Genomic DNA, 16091 nt, shown 5'->3' with positions numbered 1-16091 from the left:
GTTTCAGGGATTGCGTGAGTTGAATCTACCGCAGTCGATTTATTCTGTCTAATTTTTGATACGAATCAGGCGAGGCAGGCTGATAGCCGGCTTCGATGATTAAGCCGGCTGAGCCTTTTTCAGCTGTTCACTCTGACAGGCAGGAAGCAGAAAGACCGTAGCGGCCATCGCCACGACGTAAAGCGACGAGAGCAACATGATCGCGGCAGTGAAGGAGTAATGAAGTGCTACCGCCCCCACAACTAATGGACCGAACCCGCCCGCAGCACGGCCAATGTTGAACAGCACGTTCTGGGCCGTGGCGCGTATCTGCGCCGGGTAGAGATCAGAGATCAACGCCCCATAACCGCCGATCATACCGTTCACAAAAATCCCCATGATCGCGCCGGCGAACAGCATGACGGTCGGGTTATCAAGGTTGGCATAAGCAATGACCATGATCGCTGCGCCTGCTTGGTAGAGCAGGAACATCTTCTTGCGGCCAAAGCGATCCGCCAGTTGGCCGAACAGCCAAATCCCGAATGCCATGCCCAGCACAGTGACTGCAGTCCAAGTACCAGATGCCATGAGCGAAAAGCCGAATTTCTTGGACAAGTAGCTGGGCATCCAGATCATCAGGCCGTAGTACCCAAAGTTCTGCACAGAAGTCAGGACCATCACCCCAACACTGGCCTTGGTGGTCTGCCGGTCTTTGAAAAGGTCAGTGAATCGCCGAGCAAACGGAACAGGATCAGCTGCAGCCTTCACGAACTCAGCCGGCTCACTCATCGTGTGACGGACAATCAAAGAAACGAAAGCAGGCAGCAAGCCGACCAGGAACATGCCACGCCAGCCGATGTAAGGCAGAAGCAATGGTGTGAGAAGAGCCGCCGCAAGAACACCGGCTTGCCATCCCATGCCCACATAAGAGGAGGCTCGGTTGCGCCGGTGTGCCGGCCAGGTCTCGGCGATCAGCGCCATGCCGATGCCGAACTCACCACCCAAACCGAAACCGGCGAGGGTCCTGTAGATCAACAGATCCCAATAGCCCTGAGCGATTGCGCAGAGACCAGTGAAGATGGAGAAGGTCAGGATGCACAGGGTCAGCATTCGAACCCGGCCATAGCGATCGCTCAATTGGCCAAATATCAGCCCGCCTGCCACAGCTCCCAATAACGTCCAAGTCACCAGCGAGCCGGCCTCCGATGATGTCAGCGCAAGGCCGATCGTAATCGCAGGCAGCATAAACCCGAGAATCAGTAAGTCGAAGCCGTCCATTGCATAACCCGTCACACTGGCTATCAAAGCCTTGCGCGGTGACGCATCCTTTTTTTGAACCATGTCGGACGAAGCCATCATGCTTTACCTCTTGTTTTTGTATAGTTTTTTAGACGACCTGACAGAGGGACTCGCCAGACCCGCCACCTGCTGGCACCTCAAGGGCTGACCACAGGTTACTGCTAGCGCCGGCTTTTGTCTAAATATTTAGATTTCACAAAAAGCCCGAAACAGCGAATGCACTAAAGGTGCCATTCGAGGTTGATGGAAAGTGCATCGACATCAATCCCATCGCCCGTGCGGTTGCCGAATTTGTTCCGCCAATACTCGTATCCGGGCCCAACCCAGAACACGTTCTTCTTGGCCCCGACGAGCTGACCTGCGTCGACCATCAAGGAGGTACGCATCAGTTGCTCATCTGCGGTGGGGTTGTTGCGGTAGTCATCACCCTTTTCAGTGTTGTAGCTGTAGAAGCCCTGGAATTTCATCGGCACACTGCCAACCGTGAACGGGACACCCCATGTCAGGTTCAGTTGGTAGAAGGGGTCGAACAGCATCGATGAGTGGTTCCCGGGTAGGTCACAGCTGTCTAGGCCGCAGTGGTTCCATTCCCGTGCGTAATACAGGCTCAGGTCGAGAAAACCCGCCGGCAGCGCAAATTTGAGGGTTGGACCGATCACCACCATTCGCTTGCGTGACTGGAATGCGTTGTTCTTTGTATTCCAGTCAAAACCCAGGGTCAGCGCGACATCCTTGACCGGGCCGAAGGCCAGGGGCTTATCGAAAATCCGGCCGTACTGCAGTTGATTGCGATAAGTCAGGTAGATTTCGGTGGCGCCACTGTCGCTGTCCTTTTTGGGGTCATTGTGATCTGACTTGAACACATCAAGGTTCGCAAATTGCTGGCCTAGCGCGTAGGTGCTGACATGGGTGAGCTGGACGATGTGCTTAGCCACGTCTTTCTTTTTGCCTGGGTCGGAGAAATGACTGCTGTAGCGATATCCAATGAAGGTATCGCTGAACGCTGGGGGTTGAGCTGCCATGACAGCTGGGGTCAAAAAAAGGGCGAGTACGGGCGCGCCGATTCTGGTCTTCATTACCGAAGCTCCAATCAGAGTGTTGTTATTACGCGTTGGGCAGGAAAAAACTGCCTAGCTGTCAGGTCCTAGGACCAAAGCCAAGCAAGCAGGCAAGGAAGTGCTACAAAACGGTGCGGAGTGTGTGCTGAGATACCCAGCCGCGGGTCGGCGCGAGGGGAGTTGAGTAGACATGAGCCGGCCTTTTTTTGTATTTTTTAGACGAACAACTTCACCTGTCTAAATATTGATACACTTGCAGCATGACTTCGTCAAGCCGATCTGGTCGGACACGCGCACTCATCCAATAATGATAAGGATTCTCATTGAACCAGATTGATTACCAAGCAATCGGCGAACGTCTCAGGGCTTTTCGAATTGGCCGTCAGCTGAATGCCGATCAGGTTGCAGAAAAGCTCGGCATCTCGCGTGCTGCGGTTTATCGCCTCGAACTTGGCAAAATCGTAAAGCTCGAAACGCTGGAGCGGTTGGCGGAGCTGTTGAAGGTCTCGCTGACCAGCCTGCTGGGTTCAGACACGGAGTACTTCGACAATGCGCTGGGTTACTTCGAGCGCATGAGGCAGCTGGAAGCGAGGTCCAGCAGCATCATCTCCTACTTCGATCCGTTCTCTTATCTCCTGACAACGCCGGAGTACTCTGAGCTGTTCAAAACGATGCTCTACGAGGCCAGGCCTCGGGTTTTCAGCGGTGCTCAAGAAGCGATGGAAGACCAGATACTGAGTATCCTGGACGAGCGGAAATCCACCTTCTTCCGCCAAAAATTCGAGGTCAAGTCCATCGTCGGTCTGCGCCAGATCGAGCGCTATTTGCACATTGGCCTGGTAGGTCGTTTGGACTTACCGCCCAGTGTTCGTATGGAGCGGGCTTTGCTCGCCCGCCGAGAGATCGAAAACCTGATCAGCATCGTGGAATCGAACAGCGATCATCCGAACATCTATCTGATCGACGAAGCGCTCCCAAGCGCCACCTTCCAGATCTTCGAACAGAAAAACACAAGCTACGTAGCAGTCAGCCCCTACCGACTGGGCGAATTGCCCAATCTGCATGTAGGCATTGCTAGCGTGACGTCATCGGCCCAGGCGGTGGACATGTACAAAGCCATGTCTACCGACTTGTTGAGCCGAGCATATTCAGGCCGAGACGCTATGAGGAAGCTCCAGCAGCTGCTGGCAAAGTTGTAACTAGACGTGCGTCGCCCTGGCTTTCCTGGACACTTTTAAGCGACTGATTTTGGTCGTTAGCCAAGCTCGGCAAACGGCCACCTCAACGCCCAGAGGAAGTCAGTCGAGCTAAATCGAGGCTTCTGGGGCACGTATCTGATACCCGGCTCGGTTGCCCGGCGCCGGGTGGATTTGGGGAACGGGCATAGCCCACCAACTTGGCCCAAACATACGTCCGGGCCGGTGATGATTGGTGTTGACCGCTGCCCAAGGCCCCACTTACTTCAGCGGCACGTAGATATCCGTTTGCCACTGCTCCAGCGGCGTTTCCGGGTACACGCTCAGGTACTGGAAGAACAACGGATGGTCGCGCAATTCTTCATTGCTCGATGGCAGCCAGTCACGATAAAGCGGGTAGATGGTTTCGCCGATGTAGTCAGGCGAGCCGATATGCTGGATCACGGCGCAACGCCCGGCCGGGATGACCCGCTCATGCACGGCGAAATCGTTGGGCTGCACAGCCTCATCAATCTCACCGCAAACGGCAAAGCGAAAAGCGTCGGGCGGGGTGGTGTCGGGGTTGTCGTAGGGAATGCCGAACGTGCGGCTGCTGGCCACCGGCGACTGGCCGCTGTGCATGCGCCATTGGCGAAAACGCGCGACGCTTTCGCCGACCAGGCCGGGTGGCCCTCGGTGCTCGAGCGCGGCTACGCGGGTTTCGGCGAAATCCACGATACGGATCTGCATGGTGATACTCCTGGAAAGGTGTGGAACAACGAATACCGCACTCCAGGCCTGCCAGTTCGGCGCCTTGGCGAACACGCTGGGCGCCATGCCAAAGGCACGCTTGAACGCTCTGGAAAAGGCTTCGGGGCTTTCGAAACCGGCGCCGAATGCGGCTTCCAGGACGGGCATTGCGGGTGAGGCGACCAGCTGGTGCGCCGCGCGTCGAAGCCTCATCAGTTGCACATACCGCGAAACCGGAATGCCCATGTATGCCGTGAACTGCCGATGGAAGTGAAACGCCGAGAAGTTGGCGATGCGGCTCAGGGCATTCACCGACAGGTCGCCTTCAAGGTGGCTGTCGATGTAGGCAAGCACGGCTTCGAACCGCTTTGCGTAGGTAGGGTTGTGCTGTGAGTCAGTCAACGAACGGAATCTCCGGAAGGTGCGGTGAGCGCTAGCATCCGTTGTTCAGGCATCGAGGTGCCTAGCCGTGATTGCTCAATCGGGGATTGTCTTGACCATGCCGTGGATGACGCCAGTGTGGCCGGGTGTACCGTGCTACCGGCCAGTTAAGCAAGTTGGGCCGCAAAAGCGGCCCCTGTAACGCTAGCTGACAGGTGGGTCAATCCACCCGCACGAACTCGTTCTTGGCCATTTCACTGCCGCCGACGGCTTCCAGGCGCTTGCCGCCCTCCAGTACGCGCACATTGATCAGTGCAAGCCCGTCCTTGTTGCGCGCCGTGACCACATCATCCTTGCGCTCCCACTCTTCGACCTTGACCTTGCTGCCATTGGCGATGATGTAGTCCTTGGAGAACTCCCACTTTTGCTTGGGGCTTTTGAAACCCATCACAGTGGTGGTGGCTTCGTAAGTCCCTTCCAGGGCGTCGTTGCCGCAGCCGGCCAGTACAAAGAATGGCAGCGCTGCGAGTACCAGTTTGAATGTACGCATGTGATTTCCTTATCGGTTGGTTTTGATGGTGACGCATCATGAAGGCGGAGTGCCCGTAGCAGGTCCATGGACATCCGCATGGGCGCTACGCCGCGGGATTATACAGACCGGGCCTGATCAGCAAAGTTGCATGCACCAGGGTGCTTGAAACCTTGACGAAGTTGTCTGGGCTGGTGGGGTAGAGCAGCCGTGTTTTTCAGGCAAGGCTGCAGGGTGAGTACCAGGGGGCCGCGGAATCGATGTGAACGTGTTTCTGCTTCTTGGGCAGGAACGGGGTATCAAGTGTGCCCAGGGCTATCGAAACCCAGTCGGCAAAATCACCTTGGGACCGTGACCAGAACAAGCTTGAGCCGCACGCGACGCAAAACTCGCGCACTACCGTCGGTGAAGAGGCGAAGGTCTTGATGTAGGTAGCACCGCGTAGTATTCGCAGCATATTGCGCGGCACGCTGCCGTACGAAGCGAATGCGGCGCCATGACCTTTACGGCATTGGCTGCAATGGCAATGGCTCACTGCCTTGGGTGGGGTGAGTAGCAGGTAACTGACCGCTGTGCATAGGCAGCTTCCTTGGTATACCTCTGTCATTGGTGCTTCCGTGCAGGATGAAAACGCCAGCCTAAACGCCCAGGCCTGATCAGTCGACTGGCCGTAACTGACGTCCATCGTGCACAGGGTGCTTGACCCTGAAGTGGCTATAACCCTCAGTCTGGTCGTTAGTTTGCCTCTACTAGGAATTCATCATGGACAACCGTATTCCTCCGCCCCTGGTTGCAACCCTGTTCGGTCTATTGGCCTGGTTCGCGGCTCGACACTTACCGGGAACCTTGGAGGTGACTGTCGAATGGCGCATTGGCCTGGCGCTCGTGGTATTGCTAGTAGGCGTAGCTGTTTGTCTGGCCGGCGTGCTTTCCTTCCGTCAAGCACGCACTACGGTCAACCCGCTGAAGCCTGAAACAGCTTCGGCACTGGTCACCGGGGGCATCTACACCTATACACGCAACCCCATGTACCTAGGCTTCGCCACAGCCCTGATTGCTTGGTCAATCTTTCTCGCCTGGCCGCCAGCACTTCTAAGCGTGCTGGGCTTCGTAATCTATATGAACCTCTTCCAGATCGGTCCGGAGGAACGGGCCCTTGCCAGTCGTTTCGGCAGAGCGTTCACGCAGTACTGCAAACAAGTAAGGCGTTGGCTTTAGATAACGAAACGTCTGCCAGCCGAGGCGAGTTCTCGATGGGATTGAGCCTTTTTGATGCGCCCTGTCAGTGCTGCGCGCTATCCACCGCGATGCCTTCGCCGGATACCTCGGTGTAGCGGGCACTGCGATCGGCAATGGCGTAATGAATCAACCCGCCCAAACCTGCCCCAAAGAACCACGAAAACTGCGACAGCGTATCGAACGCCGGCACCAGCGCCAGCACGATGGCGATCAGCGCAGCCGGGATGAACGCCGCTACAGCGCGCAGGTTGACCCCACGGTTGTAGTGATAGGCAGCCTCTGTACTTTCGCTGTACAGCTGCGGCAGGTTTACCCGGCTGCGGCGAACCAGGTAGTAGTCGGTGACGATGATTCCGTACAGTGGGCCGAGCAGGGCACCCAGGCCGCCGAGGAAATACACGATCACCGACGGGCTGTTATACAGGTGCCAAGGCAGGATCAGCACCGCGATGGCGGCGCTGAGCAAGCCGGCGCGGCGGAAGTTCAGCAGGTTCGGCGCGAGGTTGGCGAGCACGTAGGCCGGGGCGACGAAGTTGGCCATGATGTTCACCGCGACGGTGACGATCAGGAAGGCCAGGCAGGCCAGCACCAGGCCGGCGGTGTTGGGGATGGCGGCGACGATTTCGGTCGGTCCCTGCACCAGCTTGCCGTCGATGCTGAACTGCGCGCCGGCCAGTACCACGGCGATCAGCGCGAAGCCGAGCATGTTCACCGGCAGGCCCCAGAAGTTGCCCACGCTGATGGTGCGACGGTCTGGGCAGTTACGGGTAAAGTCGCAGAAGTTGAGAATCATGGTGCCGTACAGCGAGACCCACAGCGCGGCGGCACCGAGCACTTTCAGCCACATAGTCGAACCGGTTGGCGCGTTGCCGCTGGACCATGAAATCGACAGGCCACTGCGCCAGTACATCCAGCCCGCCAGGCAGGCAAAGGCGACCAGAATGATCGGCCCGGTGATGGACTCGAAGCGGCGCACCATCTCCATGCCGTAGGCAAAAATCGCCACCTGCACGCACCATATGCCTAAGAAGGTGATCCAGCCCAGCGTCGACAGACCGAGGATCGAGTTCTGGTCGTAGGCTTTGAGGTCTGGAGCGATGGCGGTCAGCAGCACGCGCAGCACGACCGAGGCGAGGTAGGTTTGTATGCCGAACCAGGCGATAGCGATCACCGCGCGGATCAGTGCCGGGATCTGCGCACCATGAATGCCGAAGCTGATACGGCACATGACGGGGTAGGGCAGGCCGGTCTTCTGGCCCATGTAGCCCGACAGGTTCATCAGGCCGTAGATCACCAGCGCACCAAGCGCGAAGGCGGCGAGGATCTGCGCGCCGCTCATGCCCAGGGCGAACAGGCCGATGGCGAAGGAATAATTGGCGATGTTATGCACATCGTTGGTCCACAGCGCGAACAGGCTGTAACGCCCCCAGGTGCGATTGGCCGCGCGGGTCGGGGCAAGGTCGGCACTGTACAGACGCGGGCTCAACGCCAGCTGATTGGGCTCGGCCGTATCGGCGGGGAGAGCATCAAGCTGACCAACATCGGAACGTGAAATCGACGCCATCGGGACTCCATGATGGTTGTGTACTTTTATTATTGAATTTGTATACACACAAGATTCATACCAACCCACGCGTTCGGTTGAGGCCAGCCTTCTATAGCCTTCATTCGGCATTTTTGCGTGATACGCCTCGCCGAGAAGTGGGTATTTTGTGCACATTTTTTGTGCAAAGTTGTTACCGCACGCGTCAGGCGGGGATGCTTACCTGTTCACCAGGTTGAGCTGACGCGCTGAACGGGTGGCTTTCAAGGGAATGTTCGGACTAATCTGCCAGCAGGATTCTATGGGGGCTTTTCGATGTCGCATGTATCGCTCGGACTGGGTCTGTTACTTGCCGCTGCCTTGGTCGAAGCAGCCCCACTGCAGGTGCCCACCCCGGCCGCACTGAGGAGCCAGCTCGAAAGCCTCAAGCCTGGCCAGTTTCTCTGGTACCCGCAGGTTTCGCCGGTAGGGCCGGTGACCGTGGTGGTGAGCCTTACCGAGCAACGTGCCTACGTCTATCGCAATGGCATTGCCATTGGCGTCAGTACCGTGAGCAGCGGCAAGCCAGGCCGGGAAACCCCCACCGGGGTATTCAGCATTCTGCAGAAGAAGGTCGAGCACAAATCCAGCCTCTACAACAGCGCGCCGATGCCCTATATGGAGCGCCTGACGTGGGACGGCATTGCCTTGCACGCTGGCCATCTGCCGGGCTACCCCGCTTCGCATGGTTGTGTCCGGTTGCCGATGGACTTTGCCAAGAAGCTGTACGAAGTCACCGGTTTCAGTTCGACGACTGTCATCGTTTCCGATACCAACAGTGCGCCGGTGGAGGTCTACCACCCCGGCGTGCTGGCGCCTACGGTCAGCGATGGCAAGGCCCAAGGCCCGCTGGTATTGAACAACCAACAGTTCTGGAACGACCCAGACCCGACGGCTGGGCCACTGTCGATCCTGATCAGCCGCGCCGACTTGCGGGCCTACGTGTTCCGCGGTGGCCAGTTGATCGGTTCGGCGCCGGCACTTTCGGCTGAAAGCGGCCAGCATCGCAGTGGCATGGCGGTGTATTCCCTGTTGCAAAAGCCATCCAGCTTGGCACTCGATGGCGGGCTACCCTTACGCTGGTCAGTGGTGGGCTTGAGCAACCCGGAGTATGGGAATACGCCTTATGAACAATTGGGGCAATTGAACATCAACCCGGAATTTCGCCGTCATCTACGAGCGGCAATGGACGTTGGCACGATGCTGGTGATCACTGACTGGGCGTCTACTCGGGATACCCGCAGCAATGGACAATTCACGGTGATCAGCACCGAGGGCAGTGAAGAATCTAAACCATTGGTCAAGAAATGATCGGCAATCTTCAGTAAATCAAGCAAAGTAGCGGTTTTTGGCTGCAAACAAGGCAGATAAGACACGTTTTCAACAGGGTACCTATGTCGATGCTTGAACCTTTGCGCGGAGCCGTCCGGCTCTCGGTGGCCAGTATTGGCCTGTTTTTCTTGAGCGCCTGGCCTGCTGCCTACGCGCAATCTCTGCCTAGTGCTGCCGAGCTGCAGCAGTTGGCGCCGAACGCCAACCTGTCCACCTTGGCCCTGGCCCTTACTGCCTATTCATGCGCCAGTCACAACGACGCGAACAAGTTGCTGACGGTGATCGATTACTCCAAGGCCTCGCGTGACAAACGCCTGTGGGTGTTCGACCTGCGGGCCCGGAAACTGCTGTTCGAAGAGTGGGTCGCCCATGGCAAGAACAGCGGCGCCGATGTGCCGACCACGTTCTCCAACGCGCCGAACAGTTACCAGTCCTCCATCGGCCTGTATGAAACCGGCCAGACCTACAGCGGCAAGCATGGCCGCTCGCTGCGCCTGCAAGGGTTGGAGCCGGGGTTCAACGACAACAGCATGTCGCGGGCAATCGTGATGCATGCCGCCGCGTATGCCGACCCCAAGGTCGTGCCCGGCCTAGGGCGCCTGGGGCGCAGCCAGGGCTGCCCTGCCGTTCGGCCGGCCATTGCCGGCAAGCTGATCGAGACGTTGCAACGCGGTAGCTATGTGTTTGCCTATTACCCGCAGCAGAACTGGCTGAAAACATCACGGTTTCTCAACGCACAGAGCTGCCCGCTGGCAAATCAGTCGCTCGCCAGCAAATAGAGGCAACGGTGGGTAGTTACTGATTACCCTTGGCCTGTTGCTCCAGGTGCACCTGCAACGTCGGATCGATTTGCAGTGCGCTGGCCAGTTCGTCCAGGTAGGCCCGCTCTGCGGGCTGCTGGTCATCCACCAGCATCACGCTAGCCAGGTACATTTCGGCAGCCATGGCGGGGTCCTGGGCAGACTGTGCCACCTCGGCTGCATCGAGTGGTTTGCTAACCTCCTCATCCAGCCATTGCTGCAGTTGCGGGTCGCTGGTGTGGCGTTTGATTTCGGCGTAGATCAACTGTTCTTCTTGCTCGTCGATGCGACCGTCAGCCTTGGCTGCCGCGATCAATGCGCGCAGTACCGCATGGCTGTGGCCTTCGGCTTCGGCGCCCGACAGTTGATCGACCGTACGCATGGCCTGTTGCGGGGCGGCTGCCTGGCTGCGTTGCCAGCTTTGATAGGCCTGGAACGCCATCATGCCCAACGACGCCAGCGCGGCATAATTGGTGCCACCCGCAGAGCGGCCCTGGGTAGAGCCAAGCGCGCTGCCGCCACCCAAAAGCCCGCCCAGTAAACCACCAAGACCGCCAGCGCCACCCGTTGCACTGCCGCCGCCAAGCAGCCCTCCCAGCAAGCCGCCCAGGCCGTCTTGCGATGCCAGGCCGCCGTTCCCTTGTTGCGCTCGCGAGCCTTGTCCGGCGCGCAGCAGCTGTTCGAGTAGATCAGTCGTGTTCATGGCACCGCCCTCGGTCGGTAGTCGTTGCCCAGACAAGCAACGATAGCCCCCTCGAGGCGAACTGCCATGACCGTTTGGCAGACTTGGCCCAGAAGGGCCAAGGTCGGGTCAGGCACCCATATGGCAGGTGCTGCAGCCAGGGTACTGGCTCAGCCTCTCATCACTTCGTCCAATGCCTGCTCAAGGGTGTTGACCGTGCGCTCGATATTGTGCAGCTTTTCGAGCCCGAACAGGCCGATGCGGAAGGTCTGGAAGTCGGCTGGCTCGTCACATTGCAACGGCACGCCGGCGGCTATCTGCAGGCCGTGATCGGCAAATTTCTTGCCGCTCTTGATATCGGCATCATCGGTGTAGCTCACCACGACGCCCGGTGCCTGAAAGCCCGATGCGGCCACGCTCTTGATGCCTTTGCCAGTCAACAGGGCGCGCACCCGATCACCTAGCGCCTGTTGTTCCGCGCGGACCTTGTCGAAGCCGTAGGCTTGCATCTCGTTCACCACGTCGTTGAACCGTGCGAGCGAATCGCTGGGCATGGTCGCATGGTACGCATGCCCACCTTGCTCGTAGGCCTGCATGATCTGAAGCCACTTTTTCAGGTCGCAGGCAAAGCTGCTGCTCTGTGTGTGCTCGATGCGTTCGAGGGCCAACGCGCTGAACATCACCAAGGCGCAGCAAGGTGAGGCGCTCCAGCCTTTTTGCGGTGCGCTGATCAGCAGGTCGACCGCGCACTTGTGCATATCGACCCAAATCGTGCCGGAGGCGATGCAGTCCAGTACGAACAGGCCACCCACTGCATGCACGGCATCGCCGACGGCCCGCAGGTAATCGTCGGGCAGGATAATCCCTGATGAGGTTTCAACGTGGGGCGCGAAGACAATCTGAGGCTTGTGCGCCTCAATTGCCGCCAGCACTTGCTCCAGAGGCGGTGGCGCGTAGGCCGCCTGGCGCCCCGTGTCGACCGGTCGGGCTTTCAGCACCGTGGTGGCCGCCGGGATGTTGCCCGTATCGAGGATTTGGCTCCAGCGATAACTGAACCAGCCGTTGCGTATCACCAGGCATTGCTGGCCAGTGGCAAACTGGCGCGCAACTGCTTCCATGCCGAATGTACCGCTGCCCGGCACTACCGCAACAGCCTGGGCGCCATAGACCTGTTTCAGGGTCTTGGAAATGTTCTTCATCACGCCTTGAAATGCCTGAGACATGTGATTGAGCGAGCGGTCGGTGTACACCACCGAGTACTCGACCAGCCCCTCAGGATCAATACTGGAGTAGAGCGTTGACATGGGGTGACTCCTTGGCAGAGATGTCCGTGATATCGACCCTGCCCTAAGCCCTGGCAAATGACAAGACGGGGCAGGGCGGTGTGCGGCTTCGGTCGACCTTATCAACAGCCTCACCGGTACCGGTGACCGCTAAACTTTGCTCTAACCGTAGATTAACTATTGCCTGTCTGTTGCTTCAGCCAGTGTTGCACGACGCCAAGCGACTCAGGCTGCTGCAGCTTGCGTGGCCACACCAGATAGAACGACTTGTCGAGCCTGAGCTGCTGAGCGAAGACTTGAATCAGCCTGCCGGCGACGATGTCATCACTGACGAACGCCAGGCTGGCCAACGCAATGCCCTGGCCACTGATGGCCGCATCAATGGCCAATGAGGTCTGATTGAACCGCAGGTTCTTGGCGGTCGGTTGCACGTGTTGCGGAAACACTGCAGCAAGGAACTGAGGCCAGAAGTTATGGGCATCGTGGAGCATGATGAAATCTTGCAGTTGCTCGAAGCTGGCGGGGACTTGGCTGCCCTCGAACAACGCAGGGCTGGCCACTGCGACGATGCGATCCTCCATCAACAGTTCGCTGTTCAGGCCTGCGCCGATTTCGGGCTTGCCATAGCGGACGGCGATATCCACGCCATCGGTGTTGAAGTGGGACAGTCGATCTGTAGCCAGCACACGTAAATCGATGTCCGGGTGGCTTTGCGCAAAACTGCCCAGCCTGGGAATAAGCCATTTGGAGGCAAAGGTCGGGGTAACGCTGACCGTAAGGTGCGCTGATTGTGGCCGCAGCAGGCGTGTCGCCTCATCGATCATGGCCAGGGCACTGCGGATGCTGCCGCTGTAACCCAGCCCTGCATCGGTCAGTGCCAGGCCCCGGGGCAGGCGCTCGAACAGGCGAAGGTTCAGGCTTGCCTCCAGCCCGCGTATCTGTTGTGCAACTGCCGCCTGGGTCACGCCCAATTCTTCGGCGGCCAGGCGGAAGTTAAGGTGGCGGGCGACCACTTCAAACACGCGTAGCGCATTAAGCGAGGGCAATTCAGGGAAACCGTTTGGCATGACGTTGGCAATGGCCGGGCTGGAAAAATTCATTGCCGAGGCTACTCCCTGAGCACCTTTAAAGAAACCCGCGCCAGCGCCTTCAATTCAAGCTCCTGAACCTCAAGCGCTCTTTTCGCGGCAGCGGTTTTTCATCGTGCAGCTTGACTCGTGAAATTTTTAGTGTAATTTTTCATGAAAAATAAACATAAAAATTTCACGGCAGTCCGAAACGATGAAGATGCACGAAGAGGTTGAAGCCCTCGCGATCCTTATTCACGACCTGCGCAAATTCAAGAACCTGACCTTGGGTGAACTGGCCGAGCGCATCAACCGCTCTGTCGGTTTTCTCTCCCAGGTCGAACGCGGTGTTTCACGCCCGACCGTGGCGGACCTCACCGCTATCAGCGAAGCGCTCGGCGTATCCACCGCGTACTTCTACAACCTGAGCAAGCCCCGCAGCATCGGCTGGGTCACGCGCCCCCATGAGCGGCGCACGCTGTACCTGGAGTCGGGCATTACCGACGTGCTGGCCTCGCCGACCATCGCCGGCGCGTTCGCCATGCTCGACAGCCATCTCGAGCCCGGCGCCACCAGTGGCGAGGACTACCTGAGCGATCGTTCCGAGCAGGGCTGTTTCGTGCTCGAAGGCGAGCTCACGGTATGGCTGGACCAGGGTGACGCCGTGACCCTGCACGCCAACGACTGCTTCCAGCTGCAACCCCACGCGCAATTCCGTTACGCCAACCTGACGGAAAAGACCACCCGTGTGCTCTGGGTCTTCAATTGAATTCGTTCACCTCACAAGGATAAGAAGATGAGTGTCATCTTTCCGGATCTGCTGGCTGAAGTGCGCTCGTTCCGAGCAGAACACCCGGCAATACGCTATGTCGACTTGATTGCACTGGATATCCCCGGGCATTTCTATGGCAAGCGCTACCCCATCGACATGCTGGAGAAAGTCGCAGCCGGTGCGCCTTTGAAGCTGCCGCAGAACTGCGTGCTGCTGGGCACCCAGGGTGGGCTCTACCCGATTGGTGACTACTGCTTCGCCGACGGCGACCCGGATGCCGCGCGGCGCCTGGTACCGGGCACCCTCAAGCCGGTGCGCTGGGAAAAGGAAGTGATCGCCCAGATGCTCATCACCTCCGACGGCACTGCCAAGCCGATCGAGTTCGAACCCCGAGAGGTGCTGGCTCGCGTGCTTCAGCGCCTGGCCAAGCGTGGTATCCGCCCGGTGGTGGCGTTCGAACTGGAGTTCTACCTGTTCGACCGCAAGCTCGATAACGGCCTGCCGCAGTACCCGCGCGACACGGCGACCGGGGACGAAGACGACCAACCGAACATGCACATCGAGCGGCTGTCGCGCTTCTCGTCGGTGCTGCACGAGATGGTCGATGGCGCCAACGAGCAGGGCGTGCCGGCGAACGTGATCACCGCAGAGCTAGGCCCCGGCCAGTTCGAAATCAACTTCTCCCACAGCGACGATGCCCTGAGCGCGGCGGACTGGTCGGCGCTGTTCTGCCGCAGTACCCGGGGTATCGCGATGAAGCACGGCTACCGCGCCAGCTTCATGAGCAAGCCGTACCTGGACGCGCCAGGCAGCGGCATGCATGTGCATGTCAGCCTGTACGACGACGCCGGCAACAACATCCTGGCCGGTGCCGAGCAGCGCAAGCTGCGTCATGCGGTGGCAGGGTGCCTGGAGCTGCTGCCGCACTGCATGCCGATCTTTGCCCCCAACCACAATGCCTACCGCCGTTATGGCGCGATGGTCAACGCGGCGAGCAAGGCCAGCTGGGGCTTCGAGGACCGTGATGCGTGCATTCGCATCCCGGAATCCGACCCGCGCAACCTGCGCATCGAGCACCGCCTCGCGGGCGCCGATGCCAACCCGTATCTGGTGCTGGCGGCCATCCTGACCGGGATGGAGCATGGCCTGGACCGTGGCGTGGAACCCATTGCGCCGTTGAACGACAACCGCCAGAGCGGCATCGACTTCCCCAAGGATGCCCTCAGCGCTCTGGCCGCCATGCGTCACCACCCGGTGGTCAACGAAGGCCTGGGCAGTGAGTTCGTGATGGTTTATTGCGAAAACAAATACCAGGAGCAACTGGACTTCATGCGCCACATCGATGCCCGCGAATACCGCTGGTTCCTTTGACTGCTGCGGTCCGAACAGACGCTTTTTCAACGTTTGAATACCACGCGCAATACCGATTTGCCGGAGGAAGATATGCCACGTGTGCCCGTTATTGGCATTACCGCATGCACCAGCATGATTGAGCAGCATGCCACCCAGACCATCGCCGAGAAGTACGCACGCGCGGCCGCCAAAGCGGCGTGTGGGCTGCCCATCGTGATCCCCAGCCTCGGTGACCTGATGGACAGCGCCGATATTCTCGACGTGGTGGATGGGCTGATCTTCACCGGTTCGCCGTCCAACATCGAGCCGTTTCACTACAACGGCCCGGCCAGTGCGGTAGGCACCCATCATGACCCTTTGCGTGATGCCACCACGTTGCCGCTGATGCGTGCGGCCATCGCCGCCGGTGTGCCCGTACTTGGCATTTGCCGTGGCTTTCAGGAAATGAACGTGGCGTTGGGTGGCACCCTGTACCAGAAGGTCCACGAGGCTGGGGTGTTCATGGATCACCGCGAAGGCAAGGGCGAGCCCATCGAAAAGCAGTATGGCCCGCGTCACACCATGCATGTGGAACCCGGTGGCCTGCTCGACCGCATGGGCTTGCCGGCGATCTTCGACGTCAATTCCATCCACGGCCAGGGCATTGATGTACTGGCCCCGGGGCTACGGGTGGAAGCATTGGCACCAGATGGCCTGGTGGAAGCGATTTCGGTCGAGAACAGCAAGGGGTTTGCCCTGGCCGTGCAATGGCACCCGGAGTTCCAGGTCATGGACAACCCGCAGTACCTGGCCATCTTCCAGTCATTCGGC

The 16091-nt window shown here is 58.9% G+C and carries 16 protein-coding genes; 7 read left to right on the top strand and 9 right to left on the bottom strand.

Annotated elements, in window-relative coordinates:
• Window positions 1-99: 99 nt before the first annotated feature.
• Window positions 100-1338: an MFS transporter gene (locus APH42_RS18160; protein ID WP_012271433.1), complete on the bottom strand. Its 1239-nt coding sequence runs from the start codon at window positions 1336-1338 to the stop codon at window positions 100-102.
• 161 nt (window positions 1339-1499) lie between these two features.
• Window positions 1500-2354, bottom strand: a complete 855-nt coding sequence (locus APH42_RS18155; RefSeq protein WP_060493932.1) for a hypothetical protein — start codon at window positions 2352-2354, stop codon at window positions 1500-1502.
• A 305-nt stretch (window positions 2355-2659) separates the two neighbouring features.
• Here APH42_RS18155 and APH42_RS18150 point away from each other — a divergent pair, with 305 nt between their 5' ends.
• Entirely contained in the window at window positions 2660-3535 is an 876-nt protein-coding gene (locus APH42_RS18150) for a helix-turn-helix domain-containing protein (RefSeq protein ID WP_012271435.1), read from the top strand.
• Between the two features lie 258 nt (window positions 3536-3793).
• Here the strand turns inward: APH42_RS18150 and APH42_RS18145 are convergent, their stop codons facing one another.
• The 3 genes from APH42_RS18145 to APH42_RS29300 form a co-directional block, all read right to left on the bottom strand.
• Window positions 3794-4663 carry a GyrI-like domain-containing protein gene (locus APH42_RS18145; protein WP_060493931.1) on the bottom strand — a complete coding sequence of 290 codons (870 nt, stop codon included), beginning with the start codon at window positions 4661-4663 and terminating at the stop codon, window positions 3794-3796.
• A 199-nt stretch (window positions 4664-4862) separates the two neighbouring features.
• Window positions 4863-5192 carry a hypothetical protein gene (locus tag APH42_RS18140; RefSeq protein WP_012271437.1) on the bottom strand — a complete coding sequence of 110 codons (330 nt, stop codon included), beginning with the start codon at window positions 5190-5192 and terminating at the stop codon, window positions 4863-4865.
• A 196-nt stretch (window positions 5193-5388) separates the two neighbouring features.
• A complete protein-coding gene (locus APH42_RS29300) occupies window positions 5389-5778 on the bottom strand; it encodes a GFA family protein (RefSeq protein ID WP_071984316.1) in 390 nt (129 codons plus the stop codon).
• A gap of 155 nt (window positions 5779-5933) precedes the next feature.
• Between APH42_RS29300 and APH42_RS18135 the strand changes: the two genes are divergently transcribed.
• Window positions 5934-6389: an isoprenylcysteine carboxylmethyltransferase family protein gene (locus tag APH42_RS18135; protein WP_012271439.1), complete on the top strand. Its 456-nt coding sequence runs from the start codon at window positions 5934-5936 to the stop codon at window positions 6387-6389.
• A 64-nt stretch (window positions 6390-6453) separates the two neighbouring features.
• Here the strand turns inward: APH42_RS18135 and APH42_RS18130 are convergent, their stop codons facing one another.
• Window positions 6454-7974 (bottom strand): NCS1 family nucleobase:cation symporter-1, encoded by a 1521-nt coding sequence (locus APH42_RS18130; protein WP_060493930.1) that lies wholly within the window; start codon window positions 7972-7974, stop codon window positions 6454-6456.
• 294 nt (window positions 7975-8268) lie between these two features.
• On the opposite strand from APH42_RS18130, the gene APH42_RS18125 reads away from it, so the two are divergent.
• Both APH42_RS18125 and APH42_RS18120 read left to right on the top strand, forming a co-directional pair.
• Window positions 8269-9303 carry a L,D-transpeptidase gene (locus APH42_RS18125; protein WP_060493929.1) on the top strand — a complete coding sequence of 345 codons (1035 nt, stop codon included), beginning with the start codon at window positions 8269-8271 and terminating at the stop codon, window positions 9301-9303.
• Between the two features lie 83 nt (window positions 9304-9386).
• Window positions 9387-10103, top strand: coding sequence for a murein L,D-transpeptidase catalytic domain family protein (locus APH42_RS18120; protein ID WP_012271442.1), 717 nt, complete (start codon window positions 9387-9389; stop codon window positions 10101-10103).
• A 16-nt stretch (window positions 10104-10119) separates the two neighbouring features.
• Here the strand turns inward: APH42_RS18120 and APH42_RS18115 are convergent, their stop codons facing one another.
• The 3 genes from APH42_RS18115 to APH42_RS18105 form a co-directional block, all read right to left on the bottom strand.
• Window positions 10120-10827 carry a tellurite resistance TerB family protein gene (locus tag APH42_RS18115; protein ID WP_012271443.1) on the bottom strand — a complete coding sequence of 236 codons (708 nt, stop codon included), beginning with the start codon at window positions 10825-10827 and terminating at the stop codon, window positions 10120-10122.
• 149 nt (window positions 10828-10976) lie between these two features.
• A complete protein-coding gene (locus tag APH42_RS18110) occupies window positions 10977-12110 on the bottom strand; it encodes an aminotransferase class V-fold PLP-dependent enzyme (protein WP_060493928.1) in 1134 nt (377 codons plus the stop codon).
• Between the two features lie 152 nt (window positions 12111-12262).
• Window positions 12263-13189: a LysR substrate-binding domain-containing protein gene (locus APH42_RS18105; RefSeq protein WP_012271445.1), complete on the bottom strand. Its 927-nt coding sequence runs from the start codon at window positions 13187-13189 to the stop codon at window positions 12263-12265.
• Between the two features lie 181 nt (window positions 13190-13370).
• On the opposite strand from APH42_RS18105, the gene APH42_RS18100 reads away from it, so the two are divergent.
• The 3 genes from APH42_RS18100 to APH42_RS18090 form a co-directional block, all read left to right on the top strand.
• A complete protein-coding gene (locus tag APH42_RS18100; protein WP_012271446.1) occupies window positions 13371-13925 on the top strand; it encodes a helix-turn-helix domain-containing protein in 555 nt (184 codons plus the stop codon).
• A 27-nt stretch (window positions 13926-13952) separates the two neighbouring features.
• Window positions 13953-15299 carry a glutamine synthetase family protein gene (locus APH42_RS18095; protein ID WP_060493927.1) on the top strand — a complete coding sequence of 449 codons (1347 nt, stop codon included), beginning with the start codon at window positions 13953-13955 and terminating at the stop codon, window positions 15297-15299.
• Between the two features lie 72 nt (window positions 15300-15371).
• A partial coding sequence (locus tag APH42_RS18090) for a gamma-glutamyl-gamma-aminobutyrate hydrolase family protein (RefSeq protein ID WP_060493926.1) occupies window positions 15372-16091 on the top strand: 720 nt, incomplete at its 3' end.

Source organism: Pseudomonas sp. NBRC 111140, from assembly GCF_001320885.1.
Lineage (GTDB): Bacteria > Pseudomonadota > Gammaproteobacteria > Pseudomonadales > Pseudomonadaceae > Aquipseudomonas > Aquipseudomonas putida_P.
This window is presented reverse-complemented; position numbering and strand designations above follow the sequence as displayed.

Excerpts from the sequence above, each read along its gene's own strand:
- APH42_RS18140 (WP_012271437.1), bottom strand. The coding sequence starts at position 5,192 with ATGCGTACATTCAAACTGGTACTCGCAGCGCTGCCATTCTTTGTACTG.
- APH42_RS18125 (WP_060493929.1), top strand. The coding sequence starts at position 8,269 with ATGTCGCATGTATCGCTCGGACTGGGTCTGTTACTTGCCGCTGCCTTG.
- APH42_RS18160 (WP_012271433.1), bottom strand. The coding sequence starts at position 1,338 with ATGATGGCTTCGTCCGACATGGTTCAAAAAAAGGATGCGTCACCGCGC.
- APH42_RS18105 (WP_012271445.1), bottom strand. The coding sequence starts at position 13,189 with ATGAATTTTTCCAGCCCGGCCATTGCCAACGTCATGCCAAACGGTTTC.
- APH42_RS18135 (WP_012271439.1), top strand. The coding sequence starts at position 5,934 with ATGGACAACCGTATTCCTCCGCCCCTGGTTGCAACCCTGTTCGGTCTA.
- APH42_RS18155 (WP_060493932.1), bottom strand. The coding sequence starts at position 2,354 with ATGAAGACCAGAATCGGCGCGCCCGTACTCGCCCTTTTTTTGACCCCA.
- APH42_RS18100 (WP_012271446.1), top strand. The coding sequence starts at position 13,371 with ATGAAGATGCACGAAGAGGTTGAAGCCCTCGCGATCCTTATTCACGAC.
- APH42_RS18120 (WP_012271442.1), top strand. The coding sequence starts at position 9,387 with ATGTCGATGCTTGAACCTTTGCGCGGAGCCGTCCGGCTCTCGGTGGCC.
- APH42_RS18115 (WP_012271443.1), bottom strand. The coding sequence starts at position 10,827 with ATGAACACGACTGATCTACTCGAACAGCTGCTGCGCGCCGGACAAGGC.
- APH42_RS29300 (WP_071984316.1), bottom strand. The coding sequence starts at position 5,778 with ATGACAGAGGTATACCAAGGAAGCTGCCTATGCACAGCGGTCAGTTAC.
- APH42_RS18095 (WP_060493927.1), top strand. The coding sequence starts at position 13,953 with ATGAGTGTCATCTTTCCGGATCTGCTGGCTGAAGTGCGCTCGTTCCGA.
- APH42_RS18130 (WP_060493930.1), bottom strand. The coding sequence starts at position 7,974 with ATGGCGTCGATTTCACGTTCCGATGTTGGTCAGCTTGATGCTCTCCCC.
- APH42_RS18110 (WP_060493928.1), bottom strand. The coding sequence starts at position 12,110 with ATGTCAACGCTCTACTCCAGTATTGATCCTGAGGGGCTGGTCGAGTAC.